The organism is Bradyrhizobium sp. CB2312 (assembly GCF_029714425.1).
In the GTDB taxonomy this organism is placed as follows: Bacteria; Pseudomonadota; Alphaproteobacteria; order Rhizobiales; family Xanthobacteraceae; genus Bradyrhizobium.
In genome coordinates this window covers 1137501-1157011 of sequence record NZ_CP121668.1, presented here as the reverse complement: position 1 = coordinate 1157011, position 19511 = coordinate 1137501, and the positions used below count along the sequence as shown (strand labels likewise).

General features: G+C 64.5%; 18 protein-coding genes (1 of these 18 only partly in view). 10 read left to right on the top strand and 8 right to left on the bottom strand.

What is annotated here, in order from left to right; genetic code table 11:
- Nucleotides 1-66: 66 nt before the first annotated feature.
- The 5 genes from QA642_RS05465 to QA642_RS05445 all read right to left on the bottom strand — a co-directional run bounded on the left by QA642_RS05465 (nt 67) and on the right by QA642_RS05445 (nt 5618).
- Nucleotides 67-1194, bottom strand: coding sequence for an acyl-CoA dehydrogenase family protein (locus QA642_RS05465; protein ID WP_283083742.1), 1128 nt, complete (start codon nt 1192-1194; stop codon nt 67-69).
- A gap of 127 nt (nt 1195-1321) precedes the next feature.
- The gene (locus tag QA642_RS05460; protein ID WP_283083741.1) at nt 1322-3193 is read right to left on the bottom strand and encodes an AMP-binding protein; all 1872 of its coding nucleotides are present in this window, start codon (nt 3191-3193) and stop codon (nt 1322-1324) included.
- 43 nt (nt 3194-3236) lie between these two features.
- Entirely contained in the window at nt 3237-4043 is an 807-nt protein-coding gene (locus tag QA642_RS05455) for an enoyl-CoA hydratase/isomerase family protein (RefSeq protein ID WP_283083740.1), read from the bottom strand.
- A 181-nt stretch (nt 4044-4224) separates the two neighbouring features.
- Entirely contained in the window at nt 4225-4983 is a 759-nt protein-coding gene (locus tag QA642_RS05450; protein WP_128954145.1) for an SDR family NAD(P)-dependent oxidoreductase, read from the bottom strand.
- A gap of 56 nt (nt 4984-5039) precedes the next feature.
- Nucleotides 5040-5618 (bottom strand): TetR family transcriptional regulator, encoded by a 579-nt coding sequence (locus QA642_RS05445; protein ID WP_283083739.1) that lies wholly within the window; start codon nt 5616-5618, stop codon nt 5040-5042.
- A 238-nt stretch (nt 5619-5856) separates the two neighbouring features.
- Between QA642_RS05445 and QA642_RS05440 the strand changes: the two genes are divergently transcribed.
- Together QA642_RS05440 and QA642_RS05435 are read left to right on the top strand one after the other, a co-directional pair.
- On the top strand, nt 5857-7029 hold the full coding sequence (locus QA642_RS05440; protein WP_283083738.1) for an acetyl-CoA C-acetyltransferase: 1173 nt from the start codon (nt 5857-5859) through the stop codon (nt 7027-7029).
- Nucleotides 7030-7146: 117 nt separating this feature from the next.
- Nucleotides 7147-8691 (top strand): acyl-CoA synthetase, encoded by a 1545-nt coding sequence (locus QA642_RS05435; RefSeq protein WP_283083737.1) that lies wholly within the window; start codon nt 7147-7149, stop codon nt 8689-8691.
- A gap of 127 nt (nt 8692-8818) precedes the next feature.
- Here the strand turns inward: QA642_RS05435 and QA642_RS05430 are convergent, their stop codons facing one another.
- Entirely contained in the window at nt 8819-9361 is a 543-nt protein-coding gene (locus QA642_RS05430) for a methylated-DNA--[protein]-cysteine S-methyltransferase (RefSeq protein ID WP_283083736.1), read from the bottom strand.
- A 142-nt stretch (nt 9362-9503) separates the two neighbouring features.
- On the opposite strand from QA642_RS05430, the gene QA642_RS05425 reads away from it, so the two are divergent.
- Together QA642_RS05425 and QA642_RS05420 are read left to right on the top strand one after the other, a co-directional pair.
- Nucleotides 9504-10322 carry an alpha/beta hydrolase gene (locus tag QA642_RS05425; RefSeq protein WP_283083735.1) on the top strand — a complete coding sequence of 273 codons (819 nt, stop codon included), beginning with the start codon at nt 9504-9506 and terminating at the stop codon, nt 10320-10322.
- A 2-nt stretch (nt 10323-10324) separates the two neighbouring features.
- Nucleotides 10325-11137 (top strand): alpha/beta hydrolase, encoded by an 813-nt coding sequence (locus tag QA642_RS05420; RefSeq protein ID WP_283083734.1) that lies wholly within the window; start codon nt 10325-10327, stop codon nt 11135-11137.
- Between the two features lie 36 nt (nt 11138-11173).
- On the opposite strand, the gene QA642_RS05415 is transcribed toward QA642_RS05420, so the two are convergent.
- Nucleotides 11174-11629, bottom strand: a complete 456-nt coding sequence (locus QA642_RS05415; RefSeq protein ID WP_283086808.1) for a carboxymuconolactone decarboxylase family protein — start codon at nt 11627-11629, stop codon at nt 11174-11176.
- A gap of 100 nt (nt 11630-11729) precedes the next feature.
- Here QA642_RS05415 and QA642_RS05410 point away from each other — a divergent pair, with 100 nt between their 5' ends.
- The 6 genes from QA642_RS05410 to QA642_RS05385 all read left to right on the top strand — a co-directional run bounded on the left by QA642_RS05410 (nt 11730) and on the right by QA642_RS05385 (nt 18482).
- Complete coding sequence (locus tag QA642_RS05410; protein ID WP_283083733.1) at nt 11730-12599, top strand: sigma-70 family RNA polymerase sigma factor; 870 nt, start codon at nt 11730-11732, stop codon at nt 12597-12599.
- Nucleotides 12600-12682: 83 nt separating this feature from the next.
- Entirely contained in the window at nt 12683-13933 is a 1251-nt protein-coding gene (locus QA642_RS05405) for a M20/M25/M40 family metallo-hydrolase (RefSeq protein ID WP_283083732.1), read from the top strand.
- 172 nt (nt 13934-14105) lie between these two features.
- Complete coding sequence (locus QA642_RS05400; RefSeq protein ID WP_283083731.1) at nt 14106-14783, top strand: GntR family transcriptional regulator; 678 nt, start codon at nt 14106-14108, stop codon at nt 14781-14783.
- Nucleotides 14784-14921: 138 nt separating this feature from the next.
- A complete protein-coding gene (locus QA642_RS05395; protein ID WP_283083730.1) occupies nt 14922-15722 on the top strand; it encodes a phytanoyl-CoA dioxygenase family protein in 801 nt (266 codons plus the stop codon).
- A 168-nt stretch (nt 15723-15890) separates the two neighbouring features.
- The gene (locus tag QA642_RS05390; RefSeq protein ID WP_283083729.1) at nt 15891-17204 is read left to right on the top strand and encodes a Gfo/Idh/MocA family oxidoreductase; all 1314 of its coding nucleotides are present in this window, start codon (nt 15891-15893) and stop codon (nt 17202-17204) included.
- 189 nt (nt 17205-17393) lie between these two features.
- Nucleotides 17394-18482, top strand: a complete 1089-nt coding sequence (locus QA642_RS05385) for an ABC transporter substrate-binding protein (protein WP_283083728.1) — start codon at nt 17394-17396, stop codon at nt 18480-18482.
- A gap of 338 nt (nt 18483-18820) precedes the next feature.
- Here the strand turns inward: QA642_RS05385 and QA642_RS05380 are convergent, their stop codons facing one another.
- Nucleotides 18821-19511 carry the 3' portion of a phosphotransferase gene (locus QA642_RS05380; protein ID WP_283083727.1) on the bottom strand. It continues 206 nt past the right edge of the window, so the window shows 691 of its 897 coding nt (coding positions 207-897); the start codon falls outside the window, past its right edge — the gene reads right to left on this strand; its stop codon occupies nt 18821-18823.

Below are 19511 nucleotides of genomic sequence, written 5' to 3'. Positions count from 1 at the left end.
CCCATCTCTTCCAATCCTTGCGTGGCGATGGGTTTCGCTTCGCTCTACCCATCCTACGCACTGTCGTTACGCCGCGTTCTTCTTCCGCATGCGGTCGATCAGCTGGTCTTCCCAATAGGAGAGGCTGCCCAAGCCCAGCGCCATGGCGTTGGCGCGGCGGTAGTACATGTGGCAGTCGAACTCCCAGGTGAAACCCATGCCGCCGTGAACCTGGATGTTGTTCTTGGCGCAATGCTGGAACGCCTGCGTCGCGCTGATGCGCGCGGCGGCTGCCGCTTCCGGCAACTCGGCTGCGTTGGTCGAGAGCGCCCAGGCGCCGTAATAGCTGTTGGAACGCGCCAGCGTCGCCGAGACATACATGTCGGCGAGCATGTGCTTGACCGCCTGGAACGATCCGATCTGACGGCCGAACGCGATGCGGTCGAGCGCGTAGTCACGGCCCATCTCCAGCGCGCGGTCGGAGCCACCGACCTGCTCGAAGGCACACAGCACCGCCGCGCGGTCGAGCACTTGGGTCAAGATGCTCCAGCCTTCGCCGGCTGCACCCAGCGGCTCGGCCTTGCAATCCCTGAAAGTGAGCTCAGCCTGCCCGCGGGTTGGATCGAGATTGGTGAGACTCTTCACCTCGACGCCGCCGTCCCTGAGGTCGACCAGGAACAGCGAGATGTCGCCTTCGCGCCCACTCGATCCCGTGCGCGCCGCAACGACCGCGAAGTCGGCGATCGCGCCATCGGCCACCGGCTTCTTGACGCCGTTGAGCACGCCATTCGCCGCCGTGAGCTCGACGTTCTTCGGCGCCGGATTGCCCTTGCCCTCGAACAGCGCCAGCGTGCCGATCGCATCGCCCGATGCGATCGCGGGCAGCCATTTCTTCTTCTGCGCGTCGCTGCCGGCGATGAGCAGCGCTTCGGCGGCAAGATAGACGGTCGAGGAGAACGGCACCGGCGCATTGGCCCGGCCCATCTCTTCCGCGATCACGCAGAGTTCGAGATGACCGGCGCCCGCGCCACCAAACTCTTCCGGGATCGCGACGCCGAGAAAACCCATCTCGGCGAGGCCCTTCCACAGCTCCTTGTCGTAAGGCGCCTTGCCGTCGAGCACGACACGCACCGCCTTGGGCGAGCATTTTTCGGCGAGGAATTTGCGCGCCTGATCGCGGAGCTGCTTTTGGTCGTCGGAGAAGTCGAAGTTCATGGCGGCTACCTTTCACTTGCTGTCATTCCGGGGCGGCGCGGAGCGCCGAACCCGGAATCTCGATCTGGTCATCTCTGGATTCCGGGTTCGCGCTACGCGCGCCCCGGAATGACGAATTCACTCGTTCTCATCGCAGCACGATCACATCCTGATCCGGCTGCTCCGCATAGAGCCGCTCGACCAGTGCGGCGCGGCGTTCGAGGCCGGCGCTCTGGTTGATGTAGCCCTTGTCGGTCAGCTCATTGCCGTCGATCGACGGCGGCTCGACCATCAGCATCGCGCGCGCGATGACGCGGCTGCTGGCGCCCCCGCATTCGGTGTTGTGCGCTTCGAGACCTCGCTTGAAGCAGGCGATCACCTCCGGATGCTTCACCGCTTGTTCGAATGTCAGCTCGGGATTGCCGACAAGCTGACGGCACGCATGCAGATTGGGCCAGGCGAGCAAGCCAATGGAGCATTGATCCTGCCCAGCCACCAGCGCGTCATGCACGACGGGCGTCGCCGCAGCAATCGCATCGGTGCGAAGCGAGCCGACATGCACGAACGTGCCGGTGGTGAGCTTGAAGTCCTCGACCACCCGCCCCGCGAAGATGATGCCCTTTACCGGATCGGCATCGTCAACGAAGATGCCGGCATCGCCGATGCAGTAGAAGCCTTCCTCGTCGAACATCTTCCTCGTCAGGTCCGGCTGACCGAAGTAGCCGGGCGTGACGTTAACACCGCGCAGGCGCAGCTCGTATTTCGAGCCACACGGCACCATTTTCAGTTCCACGCCCGGGAATGGCAGGCCGATCAGGCCGACGCGCTCGGTGTCCCAATAGGTGCCGGTCGAGGTCGGCGCGGTCTCGGTCGAACCCCAGCCGGTGTAGAACACGATGCGCTCGCCGGTGGCCTTCACGGCGAGGGCCTGCATGCGATCGTAGAGATCGTCGGGCAGCCGCGCGCCGCCATAGGCCATGATCGACAGGTTCTTGAAGAACGAGCGGCACAGCGCATCGTCCTTTTCCATCGCCGCCGCGAGCGCGGCGTAGCCCGCCGGCACGTTGGCGTAATAGGTCGGAGAGATCTCGCGGAGATTCCTGATGGTCTCTTCAAGCTGGCCGGGCAGCGGCCGGCCGTCATCGATGTAGAGCGTGCCGCCGTCGACCAGAACGGGATGGAATGCCGCGTTGCCGCCCATGGTGTGATTCCACGGCATCCAGTCGAGCACGACCGGCAGCGGGCCGCCCGGGATACGCGGCCGCACCTGCATCATCATCGCCGCATTGGCGCACATCATGCGTTGCGTGTTGATGACCGCCTTGGGCATGCCGGTCGAACCCGAGGTGAACAGCAGCTTGCCGACTGTGTCGGGCGTGATCTCTGCGATCGAGCCCTCGACATCAGCGGTCACCGACGTTGCGGCGAGCTCAGCGAAGCTGACGCTCTTGACGCCATCGCAGGGCCGCGCGACGTGAACGACGGCGACGCCGGTGAGATCGAGTGCCTTCAGTGCCTTCTCGAAGGTCGGGCCGTCCTGCACCATCACCACGGCCGGTTTGATCAGGTCGAACAGATACTTCAGCTTGACGTGATCGTGGCTCATCAAGGAGTAGGCCGGCGACACCGGAGCCGCGGGGACGCGCGCCTGCATCGCGGCCTGCGTCATCAGCGCGTGCTCGATCGAATTGCCCGAGAGGATTGCGACCGGGCGTCCGTCGAGCCTGAGATCGAGCAGCGCCTGCGTCAGCGCATCGACGGTGCGCTTGGCCTCGCCGTAGGAAACCTTGCGCCATTCGCGGTTCGGACCGCCGCGCTGCGCGAGCCAGATGCGCTCGGGCGCTTCCCTGGCCCATTTCGCCAGCGAAGCCGGAATGTGCGTCTCGTGAGGTTGCAACGGAATGCGCGACTTGAGCACCACCGTGCCGTCGGCGCGGCGCTCGACATCGATGTCGCGCGCGAGCCACTCGACCTTGCGAAAGGCGGGCTTTGACATGACCGCCGCCGCGCTTCCACTCATTTTGCGTCTCCCGGAATTATTGTCCTTTGCGGATCTTTGTCGTTCAGCGCTTGATATAGACAGGCTTTCGCTTCTCAAGGAAGGCCCTGATGCCTTCCGAAAATTCCTCGGAGCGGCTGCACAGGACCTGGTTGCGATCCTCCATCGCGATCACGGCTTCCAGCGATCCTGCATCGACGCTCATGTCGAGACATTCCTTTGACAGCCGCAGCCCGACGGGCGAGGCCGTCATCATCGCATCGATGTAGGGCTCAGCCGCGGCATCAAGCTTGTCTTCGTCGACGACCTCAGAGACGAGTCCGACCGCAAGCGCACGCTCGGCGCCGATGAAGCGTCCGGTGAGGATAAGTTCCGAAGCCACAGAGACGCCGACGAGCCGCGGCAAAAAATAGCTAGTGCCGATGTCGCAGCCGCCAAGGCCGAGCTTGATGAAGGCGCAGTTCATCCGTGCCGACTTCGTCGCGATGCGGATGTCGGAGGCCAGCGCCAGCGCAAATCCGCCGCCGGCGGCCGCGCCCTGCACCAGCGAGATGATCGGCTGCGGACAGCGCCGCATCAGCATGACGATGTCGGCGATGCGCCGCTGCGAATCCAGCGACTCCGTAACGCCCGGCGGCTTCTGCTGCCCGGCGCGGCGCGCCATCGCGGCCTTGAGATCGAGGCCCGCGCAAAAGTTCTTGCCGGCGCCGCGCAGCACGACAACGCGCGTTTCCCGGTTGCGCTGCAGACCCTGGAAATAGACGTTGAGTGCATCGATCAGCGCGGGATCGAGTGCGTTGAGACTCTCGGGACGATTGAGCGTCACCCGGTCAACGCCATCGTCATGCTCGATCAGCAGCGGTTGGGACATGGGGCGCTCCTGCATCCGCTCTTTGAGTGGCGGTTATTGCGCCCTCTCCCCTTGTGGGAGAGGGCATGTACGTCGCTGACCACATACTCCCTTGGGTGAGGGGTCTGTCTCCGCGGAGAGAACCCCTCATCCGGCGCGCTACGCGCGCCACCTTCTCCCACAAGGGGAGAAGGGAAGAGAGCTACCGCGGCGCCATGCGGATGGCGCCGTCGAGACGGATGGTCTCGCCGTTCAGCATCGCGTTCTCGACGATGTGCACGGCGAGCGCGCCATATTCCTTGGCATCGCCAAGGCGCGAGGGATGCGGCACCTGGGCGCCCAGGCTCTTGCGGGCCTCCTCGTTCAATCCCATCAGCAGCGGCGTGAAGAACAGGCCGGGCGCGATGGTGTTGACGCGGATCTTCTGGCTGGCGAGGTCGCGCGCGGCCGGAAGCGTCAGGCCGACGACGCCGCCCTTCGACGCCGAATAGGCGATCTGGCCGATCTGGCCTTCGTAAGCGGCAACCGACGCGGTGTTGATAATGACGCCGCGCTCCTCACCAACAGGCTCGATGGTGACGAGACGCTCGGCGAACAGGCGCAGGCAGTTGAAGGTGCCGATCAGGTTGACGTTGATGATGCGCGCGAACTTTTCGAGCGGATAGACGCCGTCGCGGCCGACGATACGCTGCGAGCCGCCGATGCCGGCGCAGTTCATCAGCACGCGGGCGACGCCGTGCGCGGCTTCCGCCTTCGCGATCGCGGCCTTGATCTGCTCCTCGCTGGTGACGTCGGCGTGGAGCGCGACGCCCTTCACCTCGGCTGCGACCTTCTCGGCGTTCTCCTTGTTCTGGTCGATCACGCCGATCTTGGCGCCCTTGGCCGCCATGGCGCGGGCGGTCGCCTCGCCGAGACCCGAACCACCGCCGGTGATGAGAACGGCTACGTCTTTTAATTCCATGACAGGCTACCTTTCCTTGGGCGTTTCTTCTCTAGACTTGAAGAGTTCTGGCCGGATTATCCGGCCGCAGCAGCTTCCCCGGCTTGCGTGAGGATGCCGCCGCAGATCAGCGTTTCCATGTGCTTGATGTATTGCCGGCAGACTTCGTCGGTGACCGGGCCGACGCCGGTCGCGCGAGACATCGCGTGCCGGCCGAAGAACAGGTGATCGCAGGCGCCGATCAGGCTGGTGTAGAACAGCACCGGATCGGTTTGGCGGAACTCGCCGCGGCTGACGCCTTCGGCGAGCAGACGACGATGAAAATCCAATAGCGGTGCGACGAAGAATTTCGAGACTTCGTCGGCAGAGCCCGCCTCGCTTTCGTGCAGAAGATAATGGATCAGCCGGTTCATGTATGGGAACCGGTAATAGGCGCGAATGATGCCGGCGATGTGCAGCTTCAGCTTCGCCGTCGCCGTGATCGGCTGCGCCAGCAGATATTCGAGATTGGACATCTCGGTCGCGGCATCCCGCGCGAGCAGCGCCAGCAAGAGGCCGTCCTTGTTGCCGAAATGATATTTCACCAGCGCGGCGTTGGCGCCTGACTTCTGGGCGATGTCGGAGAGCGAGATCTCGATCGAGGAGCGTTCGATCATCAGCTCGCTCGCGGCCACGAGCAATTTCTCTGCCGTGGAATTTTTTCCGCTGGGGAGCCTGTTCGGTACGCTGGTAGTCACGGAAATCCCTGTTCTCGGCGCTTGAGGCGGGCCGCAGATAAGCCGATGCAGCGCCTCATCACAAGTGTTAATTGATCGATTGACTAAACCATATCCCGCCCCTTAAATCCGCCCCCGACAACCAAACCAATCCAGAAGAATCCAGGGAGAGACCGACATGGCCGAGGCTTACATCGTCGCCGCTGCGCGGACCGCGGGCGGGCGCAAGGGGGGCCGCCTCGCCGGCTGGCATCCGGCCGATCTCGCCGCCAAGGTGCTGGACGAGCTGGTCGACCGCACCAAGGTCGATCCCGCGCTGGTCGAGGACGTGATCATGGGCTGCGTGATGCAGGTCGGCGAGCAGTCCAACAACGTCGCGCGCAACGCGATCATGGCCTCGAAACTGCCGGAGAGCGTGCCGGGCACTTCGATCGACCGCCAGTGCGGCTCCTCGCAGCAGGCGCTGCATTTTGCGGCCCAGGCCGTGATGTCCGGCACGATGGACGTGGTGATCGCGGCTGGCGTGGAATCGATGACGCGCGTGCCGATGGGCCTGTCCTCGCAGCTCGCCGCCAAGAACGGCTTTGGCCACTACAAGAGCCCGGGCATCGAGGCGAGATATCCGAACATCGTGTTCAGCCAGTTCACCGGCGCCGAGATGATGGCCGAGAAGTACGGGCTGTCGAAGGATGATCTCGACGAATATTCCTTCCAGAGCCACCAGCGCGCGATCGCGGCCACGCAAGCCGGCCATTTCAAGAAGGAGATCGTGCCGCTCGAGATCACCCGCGCCGACGGCTCCAAGGACACCCATCACATCGACGAGGGCATCCGCTTCGATGCCACGCTCGACAGCATCAAGGGCGTCAAGCTGATCGCCGAGAACGGCAAGCTCACCGCGGCCAGCGCCAGCCAGATCTGCGACGGCGCCTCCGGCGTCATGGTGGTCAACGAGCGCGGCCTCAAGCAGCTCGGCGTCAAGCCGCTCGCGCGCATCCATCACATGACCATGACCGGCGGCGATCCCGTCATCATGCTCGACGCTCCCCTGCACGCCACCAAGAAGGCGCTGGAGAAGGCCGGCATGAAGGTCGACGACATCGACCTGTTCGAGGTCAACGAAGCCTTCGCCTCGGTACCGACCGGCTGGCTCAAGACCACTGGCGCCGATCCTAGCAGGCTCAACGTCAACGGCGGCGCCATCGCGCTCGGCCACCCGCTCGGCGGCTCCGGCACCAAGCTGATGACGACGCTGGTCCACGCCCTGCATCAGCGCGGCAAGCGCTATGGCCTCCAGACCATGTGCGAAGGCGGCGGCATGGCCAACGTGACGATCGTGGAACGGCTGTAAAAAAAGCAAAAGCGAGTAGTGAGTGGCGCGTAGCGAATGGTGAGTAGGCGAAGAACGGTTTACCCTTCTTCCCTATTCGCCACTCGCTACTCGCCATTCGCGTTTTGAGGAAACGCCATGACTCACCCCTCCATCTACGCCCGCACGACGCCCGACAAGATCGCCTACCAGATGGCCGGCACCGGCAAGGCGATCACCTATCGCGAGCTCGACGAGCTTTCGAACCAGGGCGCGCAACTTTTCCGCTCTCTGGGTCTGAAGGCCGGCGACCACATCGCGCTGCTGATGGAAAACCGCCTCGCCTTCATGGAGATCTGCTGGGCGGCGCAGCGGAGCGGGCTCTATTACACCGCGATCAGCCGCTATCTGAAACAGGACGAGATCGACTATATCATCGGCGATTGCGGCGCCAAGGTCGTCATCACCACACCGAAATGCGCCGAGCAGATCAAGGACCTGGTCAAGGGTGCTGCCGGCGAGCCGATCTTCTACATGATGGACGAGCCGCTACCCGGCTTCCGCTCCTACGACAAGGAAGCCGCGGCGCAGCCGACCACGCCGATCGCGGACGAAGTCGCCGGTTACGACATGCTGTATTCATCGGGCACCACCGGCCGCCCGAAAGGCATCAAGAAGGCGTTCGAGGGCAACAAGATCGACGAGCCGAACGCGTTCCTGCGCGTGCTCTGCGCCGACATGTGCGGCATGAACGCCGAGAGCACTTATCTGTCGCCGGCGCCGCTCTATCACGCCGCTCCCCTGCGCTTCAACATGATGGCGACCGTGCTCGGCGGCACCTCCATCATCATGGAGCATTTCGATGCCGAGGAGTTTTTGAAGCTGGTCGAGATATACAAGGTCACACAATCCCAGCTGGTGCCGACCATGTTCGTGCGCATGCTGAAGCTGCCGGACGATGTCCGCGCCAAGTACAATGTCTCGACGCTGAAGGGCGCGATCCACGCCGCCGCGCCCTGCCCGGTCGACGTCAAGGCGAAGATGATCGAATGGTGGGGCCCGATCCTGATCGAGTACTACGCGGGCTCGGAGGGCAACGGCGTCACCGTCTGCAACTCGCAGCAATGGCTGGAGCATCGCGGCAGCGTCGGCCGCGCCGTGGTCGGCAAGATCAAGATTCTGGACGAGAACGACGAGGAGCGGCCGGTCGGCGAGATCGGCACGGTCTATTTCGCCGACGCACCCGCCTTCACCTATCACAACGACCCCGAGAAGACGAAGAAGGCCTACAACGCCAAGGGATGGTCGACGCTCGGCGACGTCGGCTATCTCGACAAGGACGGTTTTCTGTTCCTGACCGACCGCAAATCCTACATGATCATCTCGGGCGGGGTGAACATCTACCCGCAGGAGACGGAAGACGTGCTCATCACTCACCCCGAAGTGGCCGACGTCGCCGTGTTCGGCGTGCCGAACGAGGAGATGGGCGAGGAGGTCAAGGCAGTGATGCAGCCGCACGACATGAAGCGCGTCGGCAAGGCGCTCGAGGCCGACCTGATCGCCTACTGCAAGAGCCGCCTCTCCGCGATCAAATGCCCGCGCTCGATCGACTTCGAAGCCGAGCTGCCGCGCACGCCCACGGGCAAGCTGGTGAAGCGGCATCTGCGCGACAGATATTGGCCGAAGACGGCGACGAAGATTTAGGGCAGGCGGCCGCACCGAACACCGTCATGCCCGGGCTTGTCCCGGGCATCCACGTTCTTCTACCGAGGAGGAAGACGTGGATGGCCGGGTCAAGCCCGGCCATGACGCCGAGCGAGCTTTCGCACCCTCAATCAAACAGGCTCGGCGTGTGGTTCACGAGCGCGCCTTCGATCTCCAGCATCTTCAGCTTGGTCACCACGCCGCCATTCGCCGAGAAGCCGCCGGGCTTGTTGCCCGCCGCCAACACGCGATGGCAGGGCACGACGATCGGGCACGGGTTGCGGCCGAGCGCCTGGCCGACGTCGCGCGACAGCTGGACGCCGCCGAGCTGTTTTGCGATGTCGCCATAGGTGATGGTCTTGCCGGGCGGAATGGCGCGGGCGATCTCGTAGACGCCGCGGTTGAACTCGGGCACGCCATCGAGATCGAGCGGGATGTCGGTGAGATCGTCGGGCTCACCGGCGAGCAAGTTGACGATGCGGTCGATCGCCTGCTGCACCTCGGCCGTCGGCTCGGCTTCGCTGGCGTCAGGATGGCGCTGGCTGATGCGGGTCCGGATCTTCTGCTCGCCGCCCATCGGGAGCTGCGTGCCGTTGATGCCGCGCGGGCCCCAGGCGATGGCGCAGAGGCCTATCTTCGTGTCGAACAGGGCAAAATGCTGGTCGGTCATGGCTTGGTTCCTGAGCTTGCGTCCTTCTCGCATGCCCCCACTGTGATCTGTGCTCAAATCTAGGCTTGGAAATAGTTGCGATCCACCCGGTTTCCGGGAATCTTGCACAGGAGTTCCGCACTCTTCTCACGAGCCCCCCAGAATGCAAAGCCTCCACGTCAACGGTTACGACATGCCCTATCTCGACGTGGGCGAAGACAAGGGCCGCGCGCCGCTGGTCTGCGTGCATGGATCGCTCAACGACTTCCGCGTCTGGGGCTGCGTGCTCGGGCCACTGACGCAGCGACACCGGGTGATCGCTGTCAGCCTGCGGCACTTCTTCCCGGAACGCTGGGACGGCGTCGGCGACACCTATTCGATTGCCCAGCATGTCCAAGACGTCATCGCCTTCATCGAGAACCTTGATCTCGGCCCGGTCGATCTGATGGGTCATTCCCGCGGCGGACACATCTGCTTCCGCGTGGCGCAGCAGCGGCCGGATCTGCTACGGCGGCTGATCCTCGCCGAGCCCGGCGGCGAACTCGATGCGAGCCTCGACCCTGACTATGTCGGCGGGCCCTCGCCGCTGCTTGCGCGCTTCACGGCCTCGGCCGACAAGATCGCGGCGGGCGATGTCGATGGCGGGCTCGCCGTCTTCGTGGATACGCTGGAGGGTGCCAACACCTGGCCGCGGCTGCCAGCCATAGTGAAGCAAAACCTGCGCGACAACGCTTACACCTTGATCGGTCAGGTCCGCGACGATCGCCCGCCCTTCTCGAAGGCGGATGCGGAATCCATCAAAATGCCGACGCTGTTCATCCTGGGCGCGCGGACCAAGGGCCTGCTGCCAAAAGTGCTGCATGCGCTCGCCGCGCATGTGCCCTACTCCAGGACGGCGATCATCCCGAACGCGACGCATCCGATGTTCGAGCAGGCGCCGCAAAAATACTCCGAAGTGGTCCTGGATTTTCTGGCGAGCTGATCATGCAGACATTCCGCGTCAACGGTTACGACATGGCCTATCTCGAAGTCGGCGAAGGCCGTCCGCTGGTCTGCGTGCACGGCACGCTCGGCGATTTCCGCACCTGGTATTCGGTACTCGGCCCGCTGTCTAGGAATCATCGGGTGATCGCGGTCAGCCTGCGACATTTCTTTCCCGAGCATTGGGACGCCGTCGGCGACGATTACAAGATGGCGCAGCATGTTGCAGACACGATCGCCTTCATCGAGCAGGTGAAGCCCGGACCCGTCGATCTGATGGGCCATTCGCGCGGCGGCCACATCGCGTTTCGTGTCGCGCAGACGCGGCCTGATCTGCTGCGCAAGCTGGTGCTCGCCGAGCCCGGCGGCGATCTCGACGCCAGCCTGCCGCTGCCAGAGGGCACGCCTGCGCATCCGCCGCTCGCCGCAAAGACGGTGCGCTCGGTCGAGATGATCCGCGCCGGCGACATCGAGGGCGCGCTGCGGAATTTCTACGAGGGTATCGAGGGCGACGGCTCCTGGCGGCGCGTGCCGGGGGCCGCAAAACAGCAATTGCGCGACAACACGCTCACCTTCCTCGGCCAGATCAACGAGCAGCGCCGGCCCTACACGCTCAGCGATGCGCAGGCGATCAAGACGCCGACCCTGCTGATCGGCGGCGGCGCGACCACGGGAAGCCTGTCGGTGATGTGGCGCGTACTGGCAGAGCATATTGCAGGCGCGCGGACGGCGGTGATCGCCAATGCCGGCCACTGGATGTTCGAGCAGGCGCCGATGGAATTCGGCGAGGTGGTGAGCAGGTTCTTGGCTGAGTAGGCGCCGCTCCCCGCAAGCGGGGAGAGGCGAAGAAGCTCACACCTTCCACACACCCACCGGCATCTTGATCGTCGCATTCAGCCGGTTCCAGACGTTGATGACCGCGATCGAGAGGATCAGCGTGGCCAGCTCGCGCTCGTCGAAATGCTTGGCGGCCTCGTTCCAGGTTGCATCCGGCACCGGGTCCTCGCGATCGGCAAGCCGCGTGACGGCTTCGGTCAGCGCCAGCGCGGCGCGCTCGGCCTCGCTGAAATAAGGCGCATCGCGCCAGGCGGACACGGCGAACAGGCGTTCGTCGGTCTCCCCCAGCTTGCGGGCCATCTTGGGATGCATGTCGACACAGACGCTGCAGCCATTGATCTGGCTGGCGCGCAGGTGCACCAGTTCCAGGAGCTTTTCCGACAGGCCCTGCTTGGTCAAATTGCCGAGGGACTGCAAGACATTCATGGCTTCGGGCAGGACCATGACGGGGTGATTCATGCGGGCGTGCATCATATCGAGTCTCCGTTTCACGAATTTCGAAGGTTCCGGTCACATCGGCCGGATTGGCTTCGTCATGGGCATGACGGATCGCGATGAGGGGATGTGACCGATGAGCCAAGAAAGCTTCGAGGAAAATTTTCTGGTGCGGCAGTTCGAGGCCAACAGGGACCATCTGCGTGCCGTCGCCTACCGCATGTTGGGGTCGCGCGGCGAGGTCGACGACGTCGTGCAGGAGGCCTGGCTGCGTGTCAGCCGCTACGACACATCCGACATCGCGAACCTCCGGGGCTGGCTGACCACCGTGGTCGCGCGCATCTGCCTCGACATGCTGCGCGCGCGGAAGTCGCGCAAGGAAGATCCGATGGGCCCGCATGTGCCGGAGCCGGTCGACGAGACCAGGGAGCGCGAGGCGGAGATGGCCGATTCCGTCGGCGCGGCGCTGCTGGTCGTGCTCGAGACTTTGCAGCCGGCGGAGCGGCTCGCCTTCGTGCTGCACGACATGTTCGCAGTCCCGTTCGAGGAGATCGCGCCGATCGTCGGCCGCTCGGTTGACGCCTCGCGGCAGTTGGCGAGCCGCGCGCGGCGGCGCGTGCAGGGCGCGCCAGTGCCCGAGGCGGACCTGTCGCATCAGCGCAAGATCGTCGATGCTTTCCTCAAGGCGTCGCGCGAGGGCAATTTCGAGGGGCTATTGGCCGTGCTCGATCCCGGCGTCGTCTTCCGTGCCGACGACGCCGCGGTGCGGCTCGGCGCGCTGCCGGAGGTCCGCGGCGCCGATGCCGTCGCTCAGATCTACAAGGGCCGTGCCCAGGCGGCACGGACCGCGCTGGTCGATGGCGAGATGGGCGTTGCGGTCATCCTCAGTGGCCAGCTGCGCATCGCGCTGCGCGTCACGTTCGGCGGCGACCGTATTGCCGGGATCGAGGCGCTGGCCGATGCGGAGCGGATTGCGGCGCTCGATGTGGAGGTGCTGGAGCCCTAGAGCGTGGCATCCGGACGGTGCGGATGCTACGTTTCCGTCCAATCGCGCGATTGCAGGCGCTCGATACGCGAAAGGATGCTTTCATGAAACCCCGCCACGTCTCCATGTTCGCCGTGCTCGGCCTCCTCGCCGGCAGCGGCACCGCGCTCGCCGCTGCCGACGAGAAACTGAAGGCCGCCGCCGAGCAGGAGAAGGCGCTGCTGATCGAGACCCTGCGCGACATGGTGATGATCGAGAGCGGCAGCGGCGACGCCGAAGGCCTGAAGACGATGGCCGACTTCACCGAAGCCCGCCTGAAGGCGCTGGGCGCCAGCACCGAGCGGCGCAAGACCACTGCGGGCACGCGCGCCGACATGGTGATCGCGACGTTCAAGGGATCAGGCACGCGGAAGCTGATGCTGATCGCGCATATGGACACGGTCTATCAGCGCGGCATCCTCGCAAGCGAGCCGTACCATGTCGACGGCAACCGCATCTACGGTCCCGGCATCGCCGACGACAAGGGCGGCATCGCCGTGGTGCTGCATGCGCTCAAGATGCTGAAGGACACCGGCTGGCAGGACTACGCGACGCTCACAGTGTCGTTCAATCCGGACGAGGAAGTCGGCTCGATCGGGTCGGGCGAGATCATCGCGGAGCTTGCCGACCAGCATGATGTCGTGCTGTCCTGCGAGCCGACGGTGGCCGCGCCAGTTGCGAAGAATGAGAGCCTGCTGCTAGGCGCCAGCGGCACGGCGACCGCGAAGATGGAGGTGAAGGGCCGCGCCTCGCATGCCGGTGCCGCGCCCGATCTCGGCCGCAACGCACTGATCGAGCTGGCGCATCAATTGCTGCAGGCGAAGGACGTCGCGAAGTCGATCCCGGGCACGCAGCTGAACTGGACCACGGCGCAGGCGGGTACCGTGCGCAACCAGATCCCGGAGAAGGCCGAGGCCGGCGCCGACGTCCGCCTCACCAGTCCCGACGGCGTCGCCAAGTTGCAGGCGGCGCTCGACGAGAAGCTGAAGAACAAGCTCGTGCCCGACACCGAGACGACGGTGACCATCACGCCGGGGCGCCCGCCCTTCGTCGCCAGCGAGCGCGGCCGCGCGCTGGCGCAGGAGGGACAGGCGATCTATGCCGAGATCGACCGCAAGCTCGACATCGCCGAGATGACCGGCGGCGGCACCGATGCCGGCTATGCCAGCCGCAGCGGCAAGGCGGTCGTGGTCGAGAGCTTTGGCCTCGCCGGCTTCGGCTATCACGCCCGCGACGAGTTCATCGACACCAACTCGATCGTGCCGCGGCTGTACCTGATGAGCCGGCTGCTGATCGAGCAGGGCAAGAAGAAATAGGACCCCGACCTCGCCAGGCCATAACGGCGAAAACAACCCCATGCACAGTAGACGGGGCTAGCAATATCAATGGGTTAGAGAAGCCCTAGACGCCGACTTGACGCCCTCCCCCTCCCGCTATACTTTCGAATACGGAATTCCGTATTCCGTGCTAAATTTCGGAGTTGCCGGCGTGATCCCTCTCGACCCGCTTCCGAACCTGATCGACCAGGTCTATGCCCGAATCCTGGAGGCGATCTCCGACCGCACGCTTCAACCCGGGCAGCGCATCCGGCAGAACGAGCTTGCCGACAAGCTCGGCGTCTCGCGCCAGCCGGTGTCGCATGCGCTGCATCTGCTACACCGGCAGGGGCTCGTCGCCGAGAGCGGCAAGCGCGGCTTTGAAGTCACCCAGCTCGATCCCTCCCGCATCCGCCAGCTCTACGAGGTGCGCGGCGCCATCGATGCGCTGGCCGCGCGGCTCGCGGCGATGCGCGCGGGCGCCGACGCGGCGGGACGCGCACGGCTGGACGCAGCGCTAGCCGCCGGACGGAGCATCGATCGCAACACCTCGCTCGCCGAGCTCATCACGCTCGATGTCGATTTTCACCGCGCCATCTATCAGCTCGCCGGCAATCCCGTGATCGAGGAGACCATCGCGCCGCAATGGCCGCATATGCGCCGCTCGATGGCGGCGGTGCTGTCGGAGCTCGACTATCGCGGCAGCGCCTGGGCCGAGCATGCCGACATCGCCAAGCACATTCTCGCAGGCGATGCGAAGGCCGCCGAGCGCGCGGCGCTGGCGCATGCGCAGACGGCGGGACGGATGACTGAGGAGAGATTGAGGGTGACGGACGAGGCGGCGGCGTAGCGACAAAAGCACGCGCCGTCATGCCCGGGCTTGTCCCGGCATCCACGTTCTTCGGTACGTGGAGCAAAGTCGCGGATGGCCGGGTCAAGCCCGGCCATGACGAGAGAAAAAACAAATAATCAAACAGGAGGACGATCCATGAAACTGTCTCAGGAGCAATTGGAGTTCTTCCACCGCGAGGGCTGGCTGTTCCTCCCCGAGCTGTTCAGCCAGGAGGAGGTCGACCTGCTCGCGCGCGAGGCGGTCGGCATCTATGACGCCAACAGGCCGGAGGTCTGGCGCGAGAAGAGCGGCGCGCCGCGCACGGCCTTCGCCGCGCATCTCTACAACGAGGCATTCCGACTCCTCGGCGCGCATCCGCGCATGATTGATCCGGTCGAGCAGGTGTTCGGCGAGCCTGTTTACATGCACCAGTTCAAGATCAACGCGAAATCGGCCTTCACCGGCGATGTCTGGCAGTGGCACCAGGATTACGGCACCTGGAAGCGCGACGACGGCATGCCGGAGCCGCGTGCCATGAACATTGCGATCTTCCTCGACGAGGTGATGCCGATCAACGGCCCGCTGATGCTGGTGCCCCGCAGCCAGAATGCCGGCGATCTCGAAGCCGCGCACGACCTCGCCACCACGTCCTACCCGCTATGGACGCTGGACGAGGACACCGTGACGCGTCTCGTCAAGCAGGGCGGCATCGTTGCGCCCACCGGCAAGCCCGGCGGCATGCTGATGTTCCACGGCAATCTCGTGCATGGTTCGAGCGGCAACATCACGCCCTATCCGCGCAAGATCGTGTACCTGACGCTGAACGCGGTCTCGAACTACATCCGCACACCAACACGGCCGGAGTACATCGCGCATCGCGATTTTGCGCCGATCAAGACGGTGGAGGACGATGCGCTGCTGCGGCTCGCCCGGGCGCCGCGCCAGGCGGCGGAGTAGGTTCGCGCGCGCAACATCCTCAGTCGTCATGCCCGGGCTTGACCCGGGCATCCACGTCTCGACACGATCACTTGCAGTAAGACGTGGATGGCCGGGTCAAGCCCGGCCATGACGAGCTGATAGAAACACGCGTCTCACGAAATTCTGTAGCACTGGAAATATTCCCCCATGAACCTCTTCCGTCTCCTCCAGGCCCGCACGTCCGCCGGCAAGCCCGTTCGTGTCGCACTGATCGGCGCCGGCAAGTTCGGCTCGATGTTTCTGGCCCAGGTGCCGCACACGCCAGGGCTGGAGGTGCCCATCATCGTCGACATCGATCGCGAGCGCGCGCGCGAGTCATGCCGCACCGTGGGCTGGGATGCCGAGCGCATCGCCAGGACCGTCTTCACCGATGACGGTGCCCGCGCCATTGCCGGCGGCGCGATGGATGTGGTGGTGGAGGCGACCGGCAATCCCGCCGTCGGCATCCAACATGCGCGCGCCGCGATCGCGGCGGGCAAGCATATCGTGATGGTCAATGTCGAGGCCGACGTGCTGGCAGGCCCCCTGCTCGCCGAGGAAGCGCGGAAAGCCGGCGTCGTCTATTCGCTCGCCTATGGCGACCAGCCGGCGCTGACAGCGGAGATGGTCGACTGGGCCCGCGCCACCGGCTTTCGCGTCGTTGCCGCGGGCAAAGGGACAAAATATCTGCCGGCCTATCACGACGTGACGCCTGACGGCGTCTGGCAGCATTACGGCCTCACCGCCGGCGAAGCGCAGTCGGCGGGCATGAATCCGCAGATGTTCAACTCCTTCCTCGACGGCACCAAATCGGCGATCGAAATGGCCGCGATCGCCAACGCCTGCGGGCTCGATGTGCCCGCGGGCGGCCTGCTGTTTCCGCCCTGCGGCGTCGACGATTTGCCGCATGTCATGCGGCCCAGCGACAAGGGCGGCGTGCTGGAGCGCTCCGGCGTGGTGGAGGTGGTGTCGTCGCTCGAGCGCGATGGCCGGCCGGTGTTTCGCGATTTGCGCTGGGGCGTCTATGTCGTGCTGGAGGCGCCGAACGACTACGCAGCGGATTGTTTCAGGCAATACGGCCTGAAGACCGATGCCAGTGGGCGGTACGCTGCAATGTACAAGCCCTATCACCTGATCGGGCTCGAGCTGAACATCTCGATCCTGTCGGCCGCGCTGCGCAATGAGCCGACCGGGCAGCCCTACGGCTTCCGCGGCGACGTCGCGGCGGTCGCCAAGCGTGCCTTGCGCGCCGGCGAGATGCTGGACGGCGAAGGCGGCTACACAGTGTGGGGCAAGCTGGTGCCTGCGGCGGCGAGCCTGAAGGCCGGCGCGCTGCCGATCGGCCTGGCGCATCGCGTGAAGCTGAAGCGTGACGTCGCGCATGGCGCGGTGGTGCGCTGGAGCGACGTGGAGTTCGACGCGAACAACGAGACGGTGAAGGTTCGAAAGGCGATGGAAGCGGCGTTCGCAGCGCAACATTGAACGGCCGTGCCGGGGACACGACCAAAGAGCGCTTGCTTTGCGCACCCCCTTTGGTCATCCTGATCGCGATCCGGAAAAACCAAGATTTCGGACACAACGAAACGTCGGTTGCCCGGCGAAGACCAAAGCGGCACCAAGATCGCGATCCCTCGTCGAGGACTCGACATCAGAGAGAGAGAGGGGAAGCGCATGGAACGTCGTAAATTCCTGACGGCGGGCGGATTGGGCCTTGCCGCGAGTGCCGTTGCCGCACCAGCCGTTGCACAATCGATGCCGGAGGTCAGATGGCGACTCGCCGCGAGCTGGCCGAAGGCGCTCGATACGCTCTACGGCGGCTGCGAATATTTCTGCAAGCGCGTCGCCGAGATCACGGACAACAGATTCCAGATCCAGCCGTTCGCGTCCGGAGAGATCGTCCCAGGCCTGCAGGTGCTGGATGCGGTGTCCAACGGCACCGTCGAGATGGGCAACACCGCGCTGTATTACTACTGGGGCAAGAATCCCGCCTTCACCTTCGGCACGGCGCTGCCGTTCGGTCTCAACACGCGCCAGCACATCTCCTGGCTGCAATGGGGCGGCGGACAGGATCTGCTCAACGCCCTCTTGAAGGAGCACAACGCGATCGGCATTCCGACCGGCTCGACCGGCGCTCAGATGGGCGGCTGGTTCCGCAAGGAGATCAAGTCGATGGCCGATCTGCAAGGCCTGAAATTCCGCGTCGGCGGCTTCGCCGGCACGATCATCGCCAAGGTCGGCGGCGTGCCGCAGCAGATCGCGGGCGGCGACATCTATCCGGCGCTGGAGAAGGGCACCATCGATGCCGCCGAATGGGTCGGCCCCTATGACGACGAGAAGCTCGGCTTCGTGAAGGTGGCGAAGTTCTACTATTATCCGGGCTGGTGGGAAGGCACCGGCCAGGGCCACAACATCATGAACCTGGACAAGTGGAACGCGTTGCCGAAGCACTACCAGGCCGCGATCGACTGCGCCTCGCGCGACACCTTCACCTGGGTGACGGGCAAGTATGATGCGGTCAACCCGCCGGCGCTGAAGCGGCTGCTGGTCGCCGGCGCGATCCTCAAACCCTTCCCGCAGGAAGTGCTGGAGGGCTGCTACAGCGCTGCGAACGAGATCTACGCCGATCTCTCCAAGAGCAACCCGCATTTCGGCAAGATGCATGCGAGCCTCGCCGCCTACCGCAACGAGTCGCTGGCCTGGATGCAGGTCGCGGAGCTCAGCTTCGACAGCTTCATGATGCGGATGCGGACGAGGACGTAGTTGCGCCCCGCTGCAAGCGGCGAAACGACGAAAGCCCCGGGGTTGTCTCCGGGGCTTTTTGCGTTTGAAGCAGCTATCGTAGGGTGGGCAAAGCGAAGCGTGCCCACCACGTGCCCGAGTCGAAAGACGGTGGGCACGGCGCGTTGCGCCTTTGCCCACCCTACGGTTTTGCTACGGCTTTCGTCCATCCACGTTCGAGAGCTCGCTATCACCACAACTGGCAGGGCAAGCTGGTTCTGCCCGCACCCAAGGACCTGGTGGAGTTTCGCAGCGGTGCTGAGGAACGACCCGGCAGATCATGCGTGCGCAAAGGCTTCTGTCGGCCCGACTCGGACTTGTTAGAAGCGAAGTGTCTTCTCCGCTCGGCGGAAAACGTCGAGCCACATGTCAGCGCTGAGAACGCAATGTTCAGCGAGGAATGTCAGAGAGCGAAGTTCTGCCAGTTGCACGAACAGCGGGAGCGTCGCTCGCTCCTCCCTCGACAGCGTCCTGACGACCTCGTAGCCGGAAAGCATTGCGTCAATGAGCGGGTCGGATTGATCCCCCTGCTCTCGAAGATGCCAGGCGGCGGTACCGAGATCGAGCATGAAAGCACCATGCCCGAAATCATCGAAGTCGAAGAAGCCGATCCTGCCGTCAGAGACACGCGCATTTCCAGTCCACGCGTCACCATGACACAAGCCTTGTGGACAAACCCTGTACGAGGAAGCCTCGAATGCGCTGAAATATCGTTGCTCTATCGCTTGCGAAAGAGCGGTGCTGCCAGGTATCGGCCTGATTGCTTGCTGAGCGACCCTGCCGATCGCCATAGGGTCAATTTGTCGAACCGATCCATCGACGGTCATCGGCATCAATACGTGTAGCCACGCGAGAGCTTCCCCGAACTCTCTCATTCGGGGACCTGTCATCTCGATGTCCACTCCTTCAATTTCTCGAAAGAGGCAGGCTAGGCGCGGCCGGTTTTCGAAACAGAGTTCGACCAAAGCGGCCCCGCCTTGAACCGGGACGGGACGGGCGACATCGATCTTC